Source organism: Mesorhizobium sp. M0437, from assembly GCF_040321335.1.
Lineage (GTDB): Bacteria > Pseudomonadota > Alphaproteobacteria > Rhizobiales > Rhizobiaceae > Mesorhizobium.
On record NZ_JAMYRK010000065.1, the window covers coordinates 1 to 13,771 of the forward strand.

The window sequence follows — 13,771 nt, forward strand, 5'->3', positions numbered from 1 at the left end:
ACGTACCCCCACCCCTAACCCCTCCCCACAAGGGGGAGGGAGACTTCCGTTGGCGCTGACCTCGGCAAATTTGCCTGCCTTTCGGCGCCAAAAGGAGAAGTAAGGGCGCGCGGCAGCATTCCCTCCCCCTTGTGGGGAGGGTTAGGGTGGGGGTCCATCTTCGTAAGAATCCAAATGCGATAGCCCTGCCTCGAGGGGGGAGATCTGCAACTTCGCCGTCCGCGCTTACTTCCTCGCTGGTCAAAATCCTCGCGGCTTGGCACAGTCGGGCAAAGAGGAGCCTGTTGATGCCGAAGACCGCCAATGCGACGAAACCAAAACCCTGGGCTGAGATGGCGACGCATCTGGTCGATGTCGCTATGGGTCGCAAACCCGCCGATCTCGTCATCCGCAACGGGCGCTGGGTCAACGTCCATTCGGGCGAGATCATCGCCGGCACCGACATTGCCATTGCCGGCGGCCGCTTTGCCTATTGCGGGCCGAACGCCGGCCATGCCATCGGCCAGGGCACTAAGGTGGTCGATGCCGGCGGCCGCTATCTGGTGCCGGGGCTTTGCGACGCGCATATGCATGTCGAGAGCGGCATGGTGACGGTGACGGAATTCTGCCGCGCCGTGATCCCGCACGGCACCACCTCGATGTTCATCGATCCGCATGAGATCGCCAACGTGCTCGGCCTGCCGGGTGTGCGGCTGATGCATGACGAGGCGGTCGCCATGCCGGTCAACGTGCTTGTGCAGATACCGTCCTGCGTGCCCTCCGCCCCGGGGCTCGAGCATGCCGGCGCCGAGCTGACCGTCGCCGACGTTGCCGAGGCGATGACCTGGGAGAACATCATCGGGCTCGGCGAGGTGATGAATTTTCCGGGCGTCGCCGCCAATGATCCGGTGATGTCGGGCGAGATCGCGGCGACGGTGAGGGCCGGCAAGACCGTCGGCGGGCATTATGCCTCGCGCGATCTCGGCCTGCCGTTTCACGGCTACGTCGCCGGCGGCCCCGAGGATGACCACGAAGGCACGCGCGCCGAGGACGCCATCGCGCGCGTCCGCCAGGGCATGAAGGCGATGCTGCGGCTGGGCTCGGCCTGGTATGACGTCGCCTCGCAGATCAAGGCGGTGACCGAGAGCGGGCTCGACCCGCGCAACTTCATCCTGTGCACCGACGACAGCCATTCCGGTACGCTGGTGCACGAAGGCCATATGGACCGGGTCGTGCGCCACGCCATCAGCCAAGGGCTGACGCCGGTGACGGCGATCCAGATGGCGACGCTCAACACCGCCCAGCATTTCCGGCTGGAGCGCGAGATCGGCTCGATCGCGCCGGGACGGCTCGCCGATCTGCTGATCGTCTCCGACCTCGCCGAAATGACCATCGACGAGGTCTATGGCCGCGGCGTCAGGCTGGCCAAGGGCGGCAAGCTCGAAATCGACATTCCGGCCTACGACTATCCGAAGACGGCGAAGAACACCGTCAAGCTCGGCAGGAAGCTCAAGCCCGGCGACTTCGACATCGCCGCACCCATGGGCGCCAACGAGGTGCGGGTGCGCGTCATCGGCGTGATCGAGAATCAGGCGCCGACGCGGGCGCTGGAGGCCGATCTTGGGGTCGAGGACGGGCTGGTCGCCATGGACCGCCGCAACGATGTCTGCCAGATCGCGCTGGTCGAGCGCCACAAGGGCACCGGCGGCGTCACCAACGCCTTCGTCTCCGGCTTCGGCTATATCGGCGACTGCGCCATGGCATCGAGCGTGGCGCATGATGCCCACCACATTATCGTCGTCGGCACCAACAAGCAGGACATGGCATTGGCGGTGAACCGGCTGGGCGAGGTCGGCGGCGGCGTCGTGCTGTTCTCCAACGGCAAGGAGCTGGCGCTGGTCGAAATGCCGATCGCCGGGCTGATGTCGGACGAGCGGGCGGAAATCGTCGCCGCCAAGGCCGACAAACTCAGCGATGCAATGCGCCAGATGGGCTGCTCGCTGAACAACGCCTACATGCAGCACTCGCTGCTGGCACTGGTCGTCATCCCTGAGCTCAGGATTTCCGATGTCGGCCTGATCGACGTGACGACTTTTCAGAAGGTTGATTTGTTCGTTTGAAGAATCACTGAACCCTGGAGGGACAGCGCCCCCCTCTGTCCGGCAGGACAGAGGGGGGCGCGAAGGATCGCTGCAGAGCGTTTTTGTTGACAGCTGCCAATCACCGGCGTGATTGGCAGCAGAGGTCGGCTCACCCGCCGGTGGCGATGGTCAGCACTTTGAACGGCGTGGTGATGACGATTTCGGCGACCGAACCGACGGCCTTGCCGAGGCCCTGGCCGAGATTGTCGAGCTGGGCCGGCGCGGTCTCTTCGGAGGCAAGGCCGGCCGGCGCGCGCAGGCGGTCGCCGAGCAGCTGCACCAGGAACGGGTTGTCGGCGAATTTGGCGTGGTTCAGCCGGTCGCCGCCCTTGGTCTTGGTCAGGTCGACCACCGAGACGCCATAGCTGGCGAGGTCGGCCGCGTCGCCATAATCGCCGACGCGTGGCTTGTCGCCAGAGATCAGGGTCGACAGCCTGAGCGCCCGGTCGTCGCCCGAAAGCAGCACGGCGAACGGCTTGTCGGGCTTGCCGTAGCGGATCATCTGCTTCTTGAACACGTCGACGTCGATGTCGGGTGAGGCCAGGATGACGTAGCCGAGCTTACCGCCGAGGTCGCGGTCGCCGGTGATGGCAAGCTGGCGCAATGCTTCCATGGTCACCCAGGTCCCCATCGAATGGGCAATGATGTCGATGCTCTTGGCGCGGCTCTTGGCGAGCATGCGCAGCGTCGCTTCGAGATCGTCGCGCGCCGCATTGGCGCTTTCCTTGTCGTAGATGTAGCCGGTCGTCTTGCCGCTCGACGCCCACGAAAACAGCACCGGCGTTCCTGGGTATTTCGTGTCATGCGCGATCTGCGTCAGCCGGTAGATGCCGTCGTCGAAGCCGTTGTTGAAGCCGTGCACGAAAACCAGCGCGCGGTCGCCGCGCATGGCGATGTCGGCGCCGACCGCCTTGGCGAATTGCGGGGCGCCTTCGTAGAAGGTGACGCCGGTCGCCGTGAAATCCTTCGCCGGATTGCTGTTGGCCGAGCCCTTGACCCGCTCGATGGCGCCGAGCTGGTGGATTTTGGGCACCGTCACCTCGACGCTGGCAAAGCTGGTGGTCGGCGAACGGTCGCCGTCGAACACCTGCCGGGGCTCTTTCATTGCCTTTTGCCGGGTTGTGGCGACGAAGATCTTGTGCGTCGCCGCAATGTCCGAAGCAGGCACGATGATCGTCGTCTTGTTGAGCAGATCGTGTGTGTTCTGGCCGGCGCAGCCGGTAACCGCGAGCGCGAACGCAACGACGAGAAAGATCTTCGAAGGCACGATCACGCGGGCTCCCGCAAAGGCGACGTCGAGCCGGAGACGTCTTGGCCTATTCGATAGAGGCAGAGGCCGGCACGGTCCAGTTCAAACTGTTCCGATTGTGCGGCAATGGTCAACGGTCGCTGCCGCGCAATGCAGCTATTGTCCGACCGAGGCGATGCGGTCTGTCACTTCGCGGTCGCTGGCAAACCCGTCATCCTCGCGCAGCTTCTGGCCGATCAACTGCACCAATTCCGGATTATCGGCGAATTTGGTGTGGTTGAAGCGGTCGGTTCCCTTGACGCTGGAGAGATCGACGACCGACACGCCATAGCTGGCGAGGTCGGCGGCGTTCTTGTAGTCGCCAACGCGCGGCCGCGCACCGGCGATCAGGCCGGAGAGCCGCAGCGCCCGGTCGTCGTCGGAGAGCAGCAGGATGAACGGCTTGTCCGGCTTGCCGTAGCGGCGCATCTGGCTCTTGAACACGTCGACGTCGATGTCGGGCGAGGCCAGCACGACGTCGCCGAGCTTGCCGCCCAGATCACGGTCGCCGGTGATGGCGAGCTGGCGCAACGCCTCCATGGTAACCCAGGTCCCCAGCGAATGGGCGACGATGTCGATGCGCCGCGCGCCGGTCTGCGCCAGCATTCTCAGCGTCACTTCCAGCTGGTCGCGGGCAACGCTGGCGCTTTCCTTGTCGTAGACGTAGTCGGTGGTCTTGGCGCCCGACGCCCAGGAAAACAGCACCGGCGTGCCCGGATAGCCGGAATCATGGGTGATCTGGGTGACGCGGTAGACTGCGTCGTCGAAGCCGGTGTTGTAGCCGTGGACGAAGACCATGACACGGCCGCCGCGCGCCGCGATGTCGGCGCTGAGGGCGCTGGAGAATTTCGGCTGGGTGTCGTAGCCGACGACCTCGGAAGCCATGAAGTATTTGGCCGGATCGTCCGACTTGCCGCGTGAGCGCCGCTCGATCTGGCCTGTCTTGTGGATGCCGGGGACGGTGACGTTGACGCGGGCATAGTTCAGCGTCGCCGAACGCTCGCCGTCGAAGACCTTGTTGGGATCGTCGGAGCGCTTGCGCGTCGTGGCGATGAAGATCGAGTGATTGCCGGCGATTTCCGTCACCGGCACCGCCATCATGGCGCTGCCGAGCAGTTCCTCGGTTTGGCGGCCGCCGCAGCCGGCGAGCAGCGCGGCAAGGACAATGATGCAAATCGTCTTCAAGGGCACTTAAGCAATTCCACTCCGGCCTGACCAAAGGCCCATCCACCTCCGCCGCACCTCCCGGACAGGCGAAGTGCGGCAGAAGTAAGTCGCAGGCGCCCGAAATGCGCTCAGCGCCCCGCGACTGCCATCGCACTGTTGCGCGAAAGCCAGAACGGCGGCAGGAACGCCGGAATGTTGGAAAAGGGCAGCACTTCCGGCTTCAGCCTTATGCCGAGCACGTCGGTCATGAAGGCGCGGCGCGCCTCGATGCGGCGCCAGGCCTCGGGAAAGCGCGCCGCGATCTCTTCGCGCAGCGCCTCGTCGGCCAGCGCGATGCCGTCCTCGATGTTTGTGGTGAAATAATCGGTTCCGGTCGCCGGGATGATGTCGACCTGCAAGGCCATGCCCGACTTCAATCTGATGTCGGAGCCGGAAAATACCGGCGAATGCATCCATTCGTCGATATGGATGAGATGGCCGGGGTTGAGCGCTACGCCGAAGAACCAATCGCCGATGCGCTCGTGCACAGCTTGCCACAACGCGCCGCCGGGAACGCCGATGCCGACCGTCTCGTACCAGTCGACGACGGCGCAGAAATAGGGCGCGACCAGCTTCTCGACATAGTCCTGGATGCCCCTCGGAAGCTCGGCCGCGTCCTCGACCAGAAAACCGGCGCGGGCATTGAGCGAGCCCTGGATGCCATAGGCCATGGTGATCGGGTCGCCGCGCTTGATGACGTCAAGACGCGGGCTTGGCAGGCCATAGGCCGCCCGCCCGCCGGCCGACAGCATCGGGTGGCAGCATTGCGGCAGGCCGTTGATGCCCATCAGCCGCGCCGCCTGCAATTCGGTCATGCCGGGTTCGATGCCTTGCAGGACATTGCGCAGGCCTTGCGAGGAATAGGTCGCGGCGAATTCGAACGCGGCCAGTTGGTCGGCCTCGTTGATGGCGCGCAGGCCGTCGGCAGGGTTCATCAAAAGGTTCGCCGCGTTGATGATCACGCCCCTATCGCCGGCAAGGCTGCGCAACGTGTCGGCGATGAAGGACGGCAGGTCGAGCGTCGTTTCGCCAAAACCCGCATCGCCGGGGCCGAACGGCTTCCAGCCGATGGCGCCGATGCGCTGGCCGGCTTTCAGGCCGCAACCGACGAGGATGTCGGCCAGCGCTTGCGAGCGGTCGCGCGGCTGCGCCGGCAGCGAGAACGTCTGGTAGAGCACGCGCTCGTAAGGCCCGTCGCAGATCTCGGCATAGCCCCAGCCCTCATTGCCGACCAGCAGCTTCGGCGGCTTACCGGGAACGATGACCAGCAGCGTCTCCTCGAAGCGAGGATCGTAGCCGCAGAGGTAGGCGACATTGGCCGCATGTTCGCGGTCGCCATAGACGACGAAGGCATCGAACCCGCCGCGCGCGACCAGTGCCGCTATACGGGCCTCGTAGGTGGCGCGCGTAACCAGTGGCATCACCGTCGGCTCGCCGAACTCCGGCAGCGACACGGTTTTCCGGGCCACCGATGCGACAGGCATGAACACACGCTCCTAACGGCCAACGAGGTTTTGGGAACACCCTTTCGGGTGGCCGGACAATGGCTTCGCGAGGCCGGATATGCAATAGCGGGACCGAATTCGCCTAGCCTGTGGGGTGCTCCAGCCATGACCAGTTTCTCCTCTCGCGTCGCTGCCGCCGCTGCGGCGATCCGCGAGATTTTTCCGGAGACGCCGCTGCAGGAAAACGACTATCTGTCGAAGAAGACCGGCGCGCGGGTGCTGCTGAAGCGCGAGGACCTAACGCCGGTGCGCTCCTACAAGATCCGCGGCGCCTTCAACTTCTTCCGCAAGACGCTCGCCGCCGGCAACGAGGCCGAGCTGTTCGTCTGCGCTTCGGCCGGCAATCATGCGCAGGGCTTTGCTTTCGTCTGCCGCCATTTCGGCAAAAAGGGCGTCGTCTTCATGCCGGTGACCACGCCGCAGCAGAAGATCGACAAGACGCGGCTGTTCGGCGGCGTCTTCGTCGAGATCAGGCTGGTCGGCGATTTCTTCGACGACTGCTACCGCGCGGCACTTGAATTCACCGAAACTGCCGGCGCCCACATGGTGCCGCCGTTCGACCACAAGGACATCATCGAAGGGCAGGCGACCGTCGCCTATGAGATATCAGGCCAGATGCCCGGCGCGCGCATGGCTGATATCGTCATGCTGCCGGTCGGCGGCGGCGGCCTGGCCGCCGGCGTCACCCATTATTTCGCCGACCAGCACCGCGAAACGCGCTTCGTCTTTTGCGAGCCGGCCGGAGCCCCGAGCCTGAGTGAGAGCCTTGCCGCCGGAAAGCGGATCAAGCTCGCCAAGGTCGACAATTTCGTCGACGGCGCAGCAGTGGCCGAGATCGGCCGCGAGCCGTTGCGCCACCTGAAGGAGTTTGCCGCCGACACCGTGCGGCTGATCCCGGAAAACCGGCTCTGCGCAACCATGATCGAAATGCTCAATGTCGAAGGCGTCGTGCTCGAGCCGGCCGGCGCGCTGGCGATCGATGCGCTCAAGGATTTTTCCAGGAAGGAAATCAGGGGCAAGACCATCGTCGCCGTGGTGTCGGGCGGCAATTTCGATTTCGAGCGGCTGCCGGATGTGAAGGAACGGGCGCTGCGCTTCGAGGGCTTGAAGAAATACTTCATCATCCGCTTTCCGCAACGGCCCGGCGCGCTGCGCGATTTCCTCGAATTGCTGGGTCCCGACGACGACATCGCCCGCTTCGAATATCTGAAGAAATCGGCGCGCAATTTCGGTTCGGTGCTGATCGGCATCGAAACCAAGGACCGCCGCAATTTCGACCTGCTCAAGGCGAATTTCGACGCCGAGAGCGTCCATTACCAGGACATCACAGACAACGAGACGCTCGCCGGGTTCATCATATGAGCAGCAACGATCTTCCGAACGCTCAGGCGAAGGTTTTTATCGCGCTGTTTTCCGGCATCAATGTCGGCGGCAACCGCATCGTCAAGATGGCGGAACTCAGGTCATTTTTGGAGCAGCTCGGCTTCTCCGATGTCGCCACCTATGTGCAGAGCGGCAACGCCGTGTTCCGGTCGCCAGATGGCGATACGGCGACGCTGACCAAGCGGTTGGAAGCGGAATTCGAGAAGAAATGGCGGTTCCATTCACGCATCATGGTGCGCGATATCGGCTGGCTCGAGCGGCTGGCGGCCGACAATCCCTATCCGGAAGTGGCCGGCGAGCCGACCAAGCTGCATGCCTATGCGCTGGAGCGCCGGCCGACCGCCGAGGAGGTCGCCCGGCTGGCGGAAAAATGCACCGGGCCAGAACGCTTCGAGATCAAGGGCGACGTGCTCTACCTGCATGCGCCTGACGGGCTCGGCAAATCCGTGTTTGCCAATCAAATTCCGCGCGTTCTGAAGGTGCCGGGCACGGCGCGCAATTGGCGCACCGTGCTGATGCTGCTGGACATGGCCAAGGCCGGCGGTTGACAGGTCGTCTACGTGGCCGGAGCGCGTTTCCAGTCGAATGCCAGCTCTTCACGGAAGGCGAAGCGCTTGATGTGCTCGGCGACGACCGTTTCCAGGCGCTCGAGCGAGCCGGCTTCATCGGTCGTCACCGCAATGTGCAGCGCAGCCGGGTCGGCATCGAGAACCGTGCGGCCGAGCGTCAGATCGATGGTGCCGTGGTTCGGGTCGAATTCGACGGGAAACTTGTGCGCCCAATGTTTGCACAGCTGCTGCAGATAGCGGCTGGCATGTTCGGTGGCGACGTCGACATGGCTGGCCGGCATGAATGAATTCTCCTTGGGAATGCGGACGCAAAAACCGAACCAGGGCCCGCCTGCGTCCGTTCAAGATGGCGTGATCGGTTACCAGCTGCCGGTGTTCGGCATCGACGCCCACGGCTCGGCCTTCGGCTTGGCCGGACCTTTCTGCAACAGCTCGATCGAGATGCCGTCCGGCGATTTGACGAACGCCATGTTGCCGTCGCGCGGCGGCCGGTTGATGGTAACGCCATTGTCCATCAGCCGCTGACAGGTGGCGTAGATATCGTCGACCTCATAGGCGAGATGGCCGAAATTGCGGCCGCCCTTGTAGTCTTCCGGGTCCCAATTGAAGGTGAGCTCGACCAGCGGCGCTTTCTCGCTGATGCCGCTCTGCTCGTCTTCGGGGGCGGCGAGGAAGATCAGCGTGTAGCGGCCCTGCTCGTTTTCATGGCGGCGCACCTCCTTGAGGCCAAGCTTGTTGCAGTAGAAATCGAGCGAAGCATCGATGTCGGCGACGCGGACCATGGTGTGCAGATAGCGCATGATTTCCTCCTTATGTTGCGTTGCGGCGCAACATAGGGGCGGCCCGGCCAAAGGGCAATTGGCCACGCTTGCCGGCGCCGGCAAACGGCAAATCCGCTATTCCTGTACGGAACCGTGAAAAAAGGCACGTCAGGTCTTGCACACACCGGAAGCCGCGGTGTTAATCTGATACCAAGAATCAGTTGCGGTGTTTGTTGAAAAAAGGGGGCGTTCTTATGGGGGAAAAGGCCTCTTTCATGGGGCGGGACGGGGCCGGTAACGATGCGTTGAAGCGGGATGAGAGCGCCGATACGGCCGATCTCATCGAAATCGCCGGCGCCATCAAATGGTTCGACGTGGCCAAGGGCTACGGTTTCATCCTTCCCGATGATGGTACTTCGGGCGACATCCTCCTCCATGTGACATGCCTTCGAAAGGACGGTTTTCAGACCGCCCTGGAAGGCGCCCGTGTCGTCTGCCTGGTCAAGCAGGGCGAGCGCGGGTTGCAGGCCTTCCGCGTGCTCTCGATGGATGTCACCACGGCGGTGCATCCGGCGGAGCTGCAGGAGCAGCGCACCCATGTCGCGGTGACGCCGGAAAGCGGCCTCGAACGGGCGCTGGTCAAATGGTTCAACCGCACCAAGGGGTTCGGCTTTCTGACCCGGGGCGAGGGCACCGAGGACATTTTCGTCCACATGGAGACGCTGCGCCGCTACGGCATCACCGAACTCCGGCCGGGCCAGGTGGTGCTGGTCCGCTTCGGACGCGGCGACAAAGGCCTTATGGCTGCCGAAATTCACCCCGATATGGGTACCTTGCCGGTCTCGCATTAGTTCCGGCCGAGGATTTCATATGGCTCACAGCAACCGGCTGACGGCGGGCGCGCTCTGCGCCGGGATTTTCCTCATCGTCGCCGCAAGTGCGTTCTTCTATTTTCAGCAACCGAGTTCCGCCGACGGCAAGGCGATGATCCTTCCCGTCGACCCGGCGCCGCTGGTCGCGGTGACGAAGGCCGGCGAGCGTTCTTTTTCCGTGGAAATCGCCGACACGCCCGCCGAGCGCGAAGCCGGGCTGATGTTCCGCCGGCACATGGCCGACAATCACGGCATGCTGTTCGTGTTCGGCGCGCCGCAGGATGTGAGTTTCTGGATGAAGAACACGCCGATGCCGCTCGACCTGATCTTCGTCGGACAGGACGGCCGGATCCGGGCGATCGAGCAAGGCGAGCCGCAGTCGGAGGCGATCATCTCGCCGGACGAACCGGTGCGCTTCGTGCTCGAGCTCAAGGCGGGCACGGCCGCCAAAAAGGGCATTAAGGACGGCGACCTGCTGCGCCATCCGGCCATCGGCACGGCGCCGGGGCCGGCCATGCCGCCGCCCGACAAGGGCGATGCGCCGAGTGTCGATTCCGACTGAGCGGGCAGGATCTTCAGCCGATGCAGTTCTTCTCACATGACGGTTTCGACCTTGCTTTCCTTGACCGCCAGCCGGCATCGGGGCAGGGCGATCCGGTGCTGATGATCCACGGCTTTGCCTCGAGCCATTACGTCAACTGGGTGTCACCCGGCTGGTTCAAGACGCTGAACGACGCCGGCTATCGTGCGATCGCCTTCGATAATCGCGGCCATGGCTCGTCGTCGAAGAGCTATGACGAAGCTGACTACACGCCGGCAAAAATGGCGTCGGACGCGGCAGCGCTTTTGAACCATCTCGGCATCGAACGCGCTCATGTCATGGGTTACTCGATGGGCGCGCGCATATCGGCCTTCCTGGCGCTCTCCGACCCGGATAAGGTGGCGACGCTGGTCTTCGGCGGTCTCGGCATCGGCATGGTCGACGGCGTCGGCGATTGGGATCCGATAGCCAACGCCCTTCTGGCCGACGATCCGTCAGGCACCAGCGATCCGCGCGGCCGCTCGTTCCGCGCCTTCGCCGATCAGACCCGCAGCGATCGCCGCGCGCTCGCCGCCTGCATCGCCACCTCGCGCGAATTGCTGAGCGAGGCCGACATTGCCCGCATTGCCCAGCCGACCTTGATTGCGGTGGGAACCAAGGACGACATCGGCGGCTCGCCGGATGAACTCGCCGCCCTGATGCCGAACGCCAGGGCTTTTCACATCGAAGGCCGCGACCATATGCTGGCGGTCGGCGACAAGACCTTCAAGCAGCGCGTGCTGGAGTTTTATGCCGAGCATCGGTTTTGATGGATGGCTCCCCAAAAGCGGCCATTGGGCCTGAAGCTGGGGTTCTTAGCGGTTTTGCAACGATACGGGAGTAACTAAGCGTGACGCGTGGATCGGTTCAAACCCGCAACGCGCTGAACGAGGGGCAGGGGGTACGATGGCACAATGGGGAAGAAGCGACGCCGCTTTGCTGGGCGTCGTTGCGAAAAGCAGGTTCGGCGAATGGTCCGTTGTTCTAGCGCTGGCTGCATTGGTGGCAGGCGCGATGGCGATCACCGCGTTGATGGCAATGCCCAGCGACGCGTCCGTGCTTATCCAGCACAGTGTGACAGGCTTCTTCATGGCGGTATTTTTCCTGGTCGGGCCATTGGCGCATCTTACCGGCGCGGTCTTCGGGCTGATGGCGCTGGGTCGTCCAAACGACAATCGTTTGCTCGGCCTGGCTGGCATCGTGGTCAACGGCGCGTCGCTTGCCGCCGGGGTGTTTATGCTGTGGGCCATGGCATCGACCATAGGCGCGTTTACGTGATTTCGGGCAAATCTTCCGGACGCAAGTGGCCGACGCGTCGGGCTACGATCGGCGCGGGCTGTGCCCCAGCGCCGTGAGCGAGCGCGCCATGTTATGCCGGGCCTGGGTTTCGAAGCGCCGGCGGAATTCCTCGCTGTGGAAGATATGCGGACGCGCGAGGAAGCCCTCTAGCACTGCGGCACGGCCGGCCCGCCACATCGGCTCATCGACCCACTTATATTCGCGGCGGACCGCCTGTTCATAAGCGTCGAACGCCTCGGGCGCAGCACCCAGGATCGCCAGGTCCATGTCGAGGAACAGCGCCGCGTCGCGAACCGAATGCTGGTCGCCAAGGGGCGGCAATTCGTGGCCGGCGGTGGCAGTGATCATCGCCGCGATGTGGCCGAGGCGTTGTGCATCGGCGCGACCGGCGAGCTTTTCCTCGGCAAGTGCGGCACTTCTCGCCTCATTGTCCTTGGCGCGGCTGTCGTAGATCGCGTCGTGAAACCAGATCGCTGCCTCGACTGCTTCAGGATCATGCAACAACGCCTTGTAATCATTGGCCAGCGCCAGCATCGCCTCGATGTGGCCAAGGTCGTGGTAGTGGCGATCTTCGGCCTCATAGAGCGCGGAAAGCTCGCGCTTCAGGGTCTCGTCCATCAAGGTTGCGTTTTCCATGGCTGCTTGAAATTCCGCCAACCAAATCCATTTCACCAAGCACTAAGGAAAATTGAGTTCACCCGTGCTATGATCTGGCTTATAGGTGCGGCCGGAGAATAGGCAAGCCGCCAACCGAGACATTGGATGGCCGAGACATTGGATGGCCGGAGACATCAGATGAACAGCGTTACGATTTCCCGTCCCACCAGGGTGCAGCCGGTAGATCCGATCTGGCGTTCGATCCGCGACGAAGCGATGGAAGCGGTCAACCGCGATCCGCTGCTGGCGGCGTTCCTCTATTCGACCATCCTCAATCAGGAAAACCTGGAAGAAGCGGTCATTCACCGGCTGGCCGAGCGCCTCGCCCACCAGGACATCGGCTCCGACCTCATCCGCCAGACGTTCAAGGCGATGGCGGCCGACGACAAGGACTGGTCGACGACGGTGCGCGTCGATATCCAGGCCTATTACGACCGTGATCCGGCATGCGACCGCTTCATCATGCCGGTGCTCTACTTCAAGGGTTTTCACGCCATCCAGACGCACCGGCTGGCGCATTGGCTGTGGAACCAGGGCCGTCAGGACTTCGCGCTGTATTTGCAGAGCCGGTCGTCCTCGGTGTTCCAGACCGACATCAATCCGGCTGCCCGCATCGGCAAGGGCATCTTCCTCGACCACGCCACCGGCCTCGTCGTCGGCCAGACGGCGGTGATCGAGGACGACGTGTCAATCCTGCACGGCGTGACGCTGGGCGGCACCGGCAAAGCCGGCGGCGACCGCCATCCCAAGATCCGCTACGGCGTGCTGATCGGCGCCGGCGCCAAGATCCTCGGCAACATCGAGATCGGCCATTGCTCGAAGATCGCGGCCGGCTCGGTGGTGCTGTCGCCGGTACCGCACAACAAGACGGTTGCCGGCGTGCCGGCCCGCGTCGTCGGCGAGACCGGCTGCGACCAGCCTTCGCGGCAGATGGACCAGCTGTTGCCATCGCAGACGATGGACCACGTCGTCAGCTTCGACATCTGAGTGCTCGGGCAGGGGCTTGTCACGTCGGACCAACTATCGATGTCGGCGCCGCAGCACAAACCTGAGGCGATTGCCCCTGTTCTCTCGCCGGCTTGCCTTTACATGGCCATTGTCGACGTGCCAGAAGCGCGCTCAAACGAAGAAGCCGACGATCGGAGAAGACTGTTGAAGCCGGACGAAATCAGAAAGCTGGACGCCTATTTCAAGCGCACCTTCCAGAACCCTAAACTCGAAGTGAAGGCGCGGCCGCGCAAGGAAGATTCGGCCGAGGTCTATGTCGGCGACGAGTTCCTCGGCATCGTCTTCAAGGACGAGGACGATGGGGACTATAATTTCTCGATGGCGATCCTCGACATCGATCTGGCCTGAGCTGGGAGTTTAGCTGGCCGCTACGCCTCAAGTGCTGCGGCGGTACGGAACCTTGCAGGACGCCGGTGGGACAGCGCCCCCTCTGGCCTGCCAGCCATCTCCCCCACGAAGGGGGAGATTGGCAGCCTCGGCGCTGCGCTCTTCCTGCAACATTGGAGATTGGCGAAAGCCAAGA

General features: G+C 63.6%; 15 protein-coding genes. 9 read left to right on the plus strand and 6 right to left on the minus strand.

All coding sequences use genetic code 11. The features are described 5' to 3' along the window. Positions 1–287 precede the first annotated feature (287 nt). Positions 288–2,099 (plus strand): adenine deaminase, encoded by a 1,812-nt coding sequence (gene ade / locus NKI72_RS28070; RefSeq protein ID WP_352836915.1) that lies wholly within the window; start codon positions 288–290, stop codon positions 2,097–2,099. Between the two features lie 130 nt (positions 2,100–2,229). Here the strand turns inward: ade and NKI72_RS28075 are convergent, their stop codons facing one another. From NKI72_RS28075 to NKI72_RS28085, 3 genes are all read right to left on the minus strand, one after another. Continuing rightward, on the minus strand, positions 2,230–3,393 hold the full coding sequence (locus NKI72_RS28075) for an alpha/beta hydrolase (protein ID WP_352637012.1): 1,164 nt from the start codon (positions 3,391–3,393) through the stop codon (positions 2,230–2,232). A 132-nt stretch (positions 3,394–3,525) separates the two neighbouring features. Further along, on the minus strand, positions 3,526–4,599 hold the full coding sequence (locus NKI72_RS28080) for an alpha/beta hydrolase (RefSeq protein ID WP_352451120.1): 1,074 nt from the start codon (positions 4,597–4,599) through the stop codon (positions 3,526–3,528). A gap of 104 nt (positions 4,600–4,703) precedes the next feature. Beyond that, positions 4,704–6,098: a hypothetical protein gene (locus NKI72_RS28085; RefSeq protein ID WP_352836913.1), complete on the minus strand. Its 1,395-nt coding sequence runs from the start codon at positions 6,096–6,098 to the stop codon at positions 4,704–4,706. 126 nt (positions 6,099–6,224) lie between these two features. On the opposite strand from NKI72_RS28085, the gene ilvA reads away from it, so the two are divergent. Then, on the plus strand, positions 6,225–7,481 hold the full coding sequence (gene ilvA, locus NKI72_RS28090; RefSeq protein WP_352851462.1) for a threonine ammonia-lyase IlvA: 1,257 nt from the start codon (positions 6,225–6,227) through the stop codon (positions 7,479–7,481). After that, complete coding sequence (locus NKI72_RS28095) at positions 7,478–8,050, plus strand: DUF1697 domain-containing protein (protein WP_352851464.1); 573 nt, start codon at positions 7,478–7,480, stop codon at positions 8,048–8,050. The genes ilvA and NKI72_RS28095 overlap by 4 nt, the downstream gene beginning before the upstream one ends. An 8-nt stretch (positions 8,051–8,058) precedes the next feature. On the opposite strand, the gene NKI72_RS28100 is transcribed toward NKI72_RS28095, so the two are convergent. Together NKI72_RS28100 and gloA are read right to left on the minus strand one after the other, a co-directional pair. After that, positions 8,059–8,352, minus strand: coding sequence for a DUF2218 domain-containing protein (locus NKI72_RS28100; RefSeq protein ID WP_352836905.1), 294 nt, complete (start codon positions 8,350–8,352; stop codon positions 8,059–8,061). Positions 8,353–8,430: 78 nt separating this feature from the next. Continuing rightward, positions 8,431–8,871, minus strand: coding sequence for a lactoylglutathione lyase (gene gloA / locus NKI72_RS28105; RefSeq protein WP_352836902.1), 441 nt, complete (start codon positions 8,869–8,871; stop codon positions 8,431–8,433). A gap of 236 nt (positions 8,872–9,107) precedes the next feature. Between gloA and NKI72_RS28110 the strand changes: the two genes are divergently transcribed. The 4 genes from NKI72_RS28110 to NKI72_RS28125 all read left to right on the plus strand — a co-directional run bounded on the left by NKI72_RS28110 (position 9,108) and on the right by NKI72_RS28125 (position 11,562). Beyond that, positions 9,108–9,683 (plus strand): cold-shock protein, encoded by a 576-nt coding sequence (locus tag NKI72_RS28110; RefSeq protein WP_352541457.1) that lies wholly within the window; start codon positions 9,108–9,110, stop codon positions 9,681–9,683. A gap of 19 nt (positions 9,684–9,702) precedes the next feature. Next, a complete protein-coding gene (locus NKI72_RS28115) occupies positions 9,703–10,266 on the plus strand; it encodes a DUF192 domain-containing protein (protein WP_352458459.1) in 564 nt (187 codons plus the stop codon). Between the two features lie 20 nt (positions 10,267–10,286). Beyond that, the gene (locus tag NKI72_RS28120; RefSeq protein WP_352472740.1) at positions 10,287–11,054 is read left to right on the plus strand and encodes an alpha/beta fold hydrolase; all 768 of its coding nucleotides are present in this window, start codon (positions 10,287–10,289) and stop codon (positions 11,052–11,054) included. Between the two features lie 136 nt (positions 11,055–11,190). Next, a complete protein-coding gene (locus tag NKI72_RS28125) occupies positions 11,191–11,562 on the plus strand; it encodes a hypothetical protein (protein ID WP_352472741.1) in 372 nt (123 codons plus the stop codon). A 42-nt stretch (positions 11,563–11,604) separates the two neighbouring features. Here NKI72_RS28125 and NKI72_RS28130 read toward each other — a convergent pair whose 3' ends face one another. Beyond that, positions 11,605–12,219 (minus strand): HD domain-containing protein, encoded by a 615-nt coding sequence (locus NKI72_RS28130; RefSeq protein ID WP_352684869.1) that lies wholly within the window; start codon positions 12,217–12,219, stop codon positions 11,605–11,607. A gap of 159 nt (positions 12,220–12,378) precedes the next feature. Here NKI72_RS28130 and cysE point away from each other — a divergent pair, with 159 nt between their 5' ends. Together cysE and NKI72_RS28140 are read left to right on the plus strand one after the other, a co-directional pair. After that, the gene (gene cysE / locus NKI72_RS28135) at positions 12,379–13,227 is read left to right on the plus strand and encodes a serine O-acetyltransferase (RefSeq protein WP_023717455.1); all 849 of its coding nucleotides are present in this window, start codon (positions 12,379–12,381) and stop codon (positions 13,225–13,227) included. A 165-nt stretch (positions 13,228–13,392) separates the two neighbouring features. Further along, entirely contained in the window at positions 13,393–13,596 is a 204-nt protein-coding gene (locus tag NKI72_RS28140) for a DUF3126 family protein (protein ID WP_023674799.1), read from the plus strand. The last annotated feature ends 175 nt before the right edge of the window (positions 13,597–13,771 follow it).

Coding starts and splice junctions, on each gene's coding strand:
- NKI72_RS28130 (WP_352684869.1), bottom strand. CDS start 12,219: ATGGAAAACGCAACCTTGATGGACGAGACCCTGAAGCGCGAGCTTTCC.
- ilvA (WP_352851462.1), top strand. CDS start 6,225: ATGACCAGTTTCTCCTCTCGCGTCGCTGCCGCCGCTGCGGCGATCCGC.
- gloA (WP_352836902.1), bottom strand. CDS start 8,871: ATGCGCTATCTGCACACCATGGTCCGCGTCGCCGACATCGATGCTTCG.
- NKI72_RS28110 (WP_352541457.1), top strand. CDS start 9,108: ATGGGGCGGGACGGGGCCGGTAACGATGCGTTGAAGCGGGATGAGAGC.
- NKI72_RS28125 (WP_352472741.1), top strand. CDS start 11,191: ATGGCACAATGGGGAAGAAGCGACGCCGCTTTGCTGGGCGTCGTTGCG.
- NKI72_RS28115 (WP_352458459.1), top strand. CDS start 9,703: ATGGCTCACAGCAACCGGCTGACGGCGGGCGCGCTCTGCGCCGGGATT.
- NKI72_RS28100 (WP_352836905.1), bottom strand. CDS start 8,352: ATGCCGGCCAGCCATGTCGACGTCGCCACCGAACATGCCAGCCGCTAT.
- cysE (WP_023717455.1), top strand. CDS start 12,379: ATGAACAGCGTTACGATTTCCCGTCCCACCAGGGTGCAGCCGGTAGAT.
- NKI72_RS28095 (WP_352851464.1), top strand. CDS start 7,478: ATGAGCAGCAACGATCTTCCGAACGCTCAGGCGAAGGTTTTTATCGCG.
- ade (WP_352836915.1), top strand. CDS start 288: ATGCCGAAGACCGCCAATGCGACGAAACCAAAACCCTGGGCTGAGATG.
- NKI72_RS28120 (WP_352472740.1), top strand. CDS start 10,287: ATGCAGTTCTTCTCACATGACGGTTTCGACCTTGCTTTCCTTGACCGC.
- NKI72_RS28085 (WP_352836913.1), bottom strand. CDS start 6,098: ATGCCTGTCGCATCGGTGGCCCGGAAAACCGTGTCGCTGCCGGAGTTC.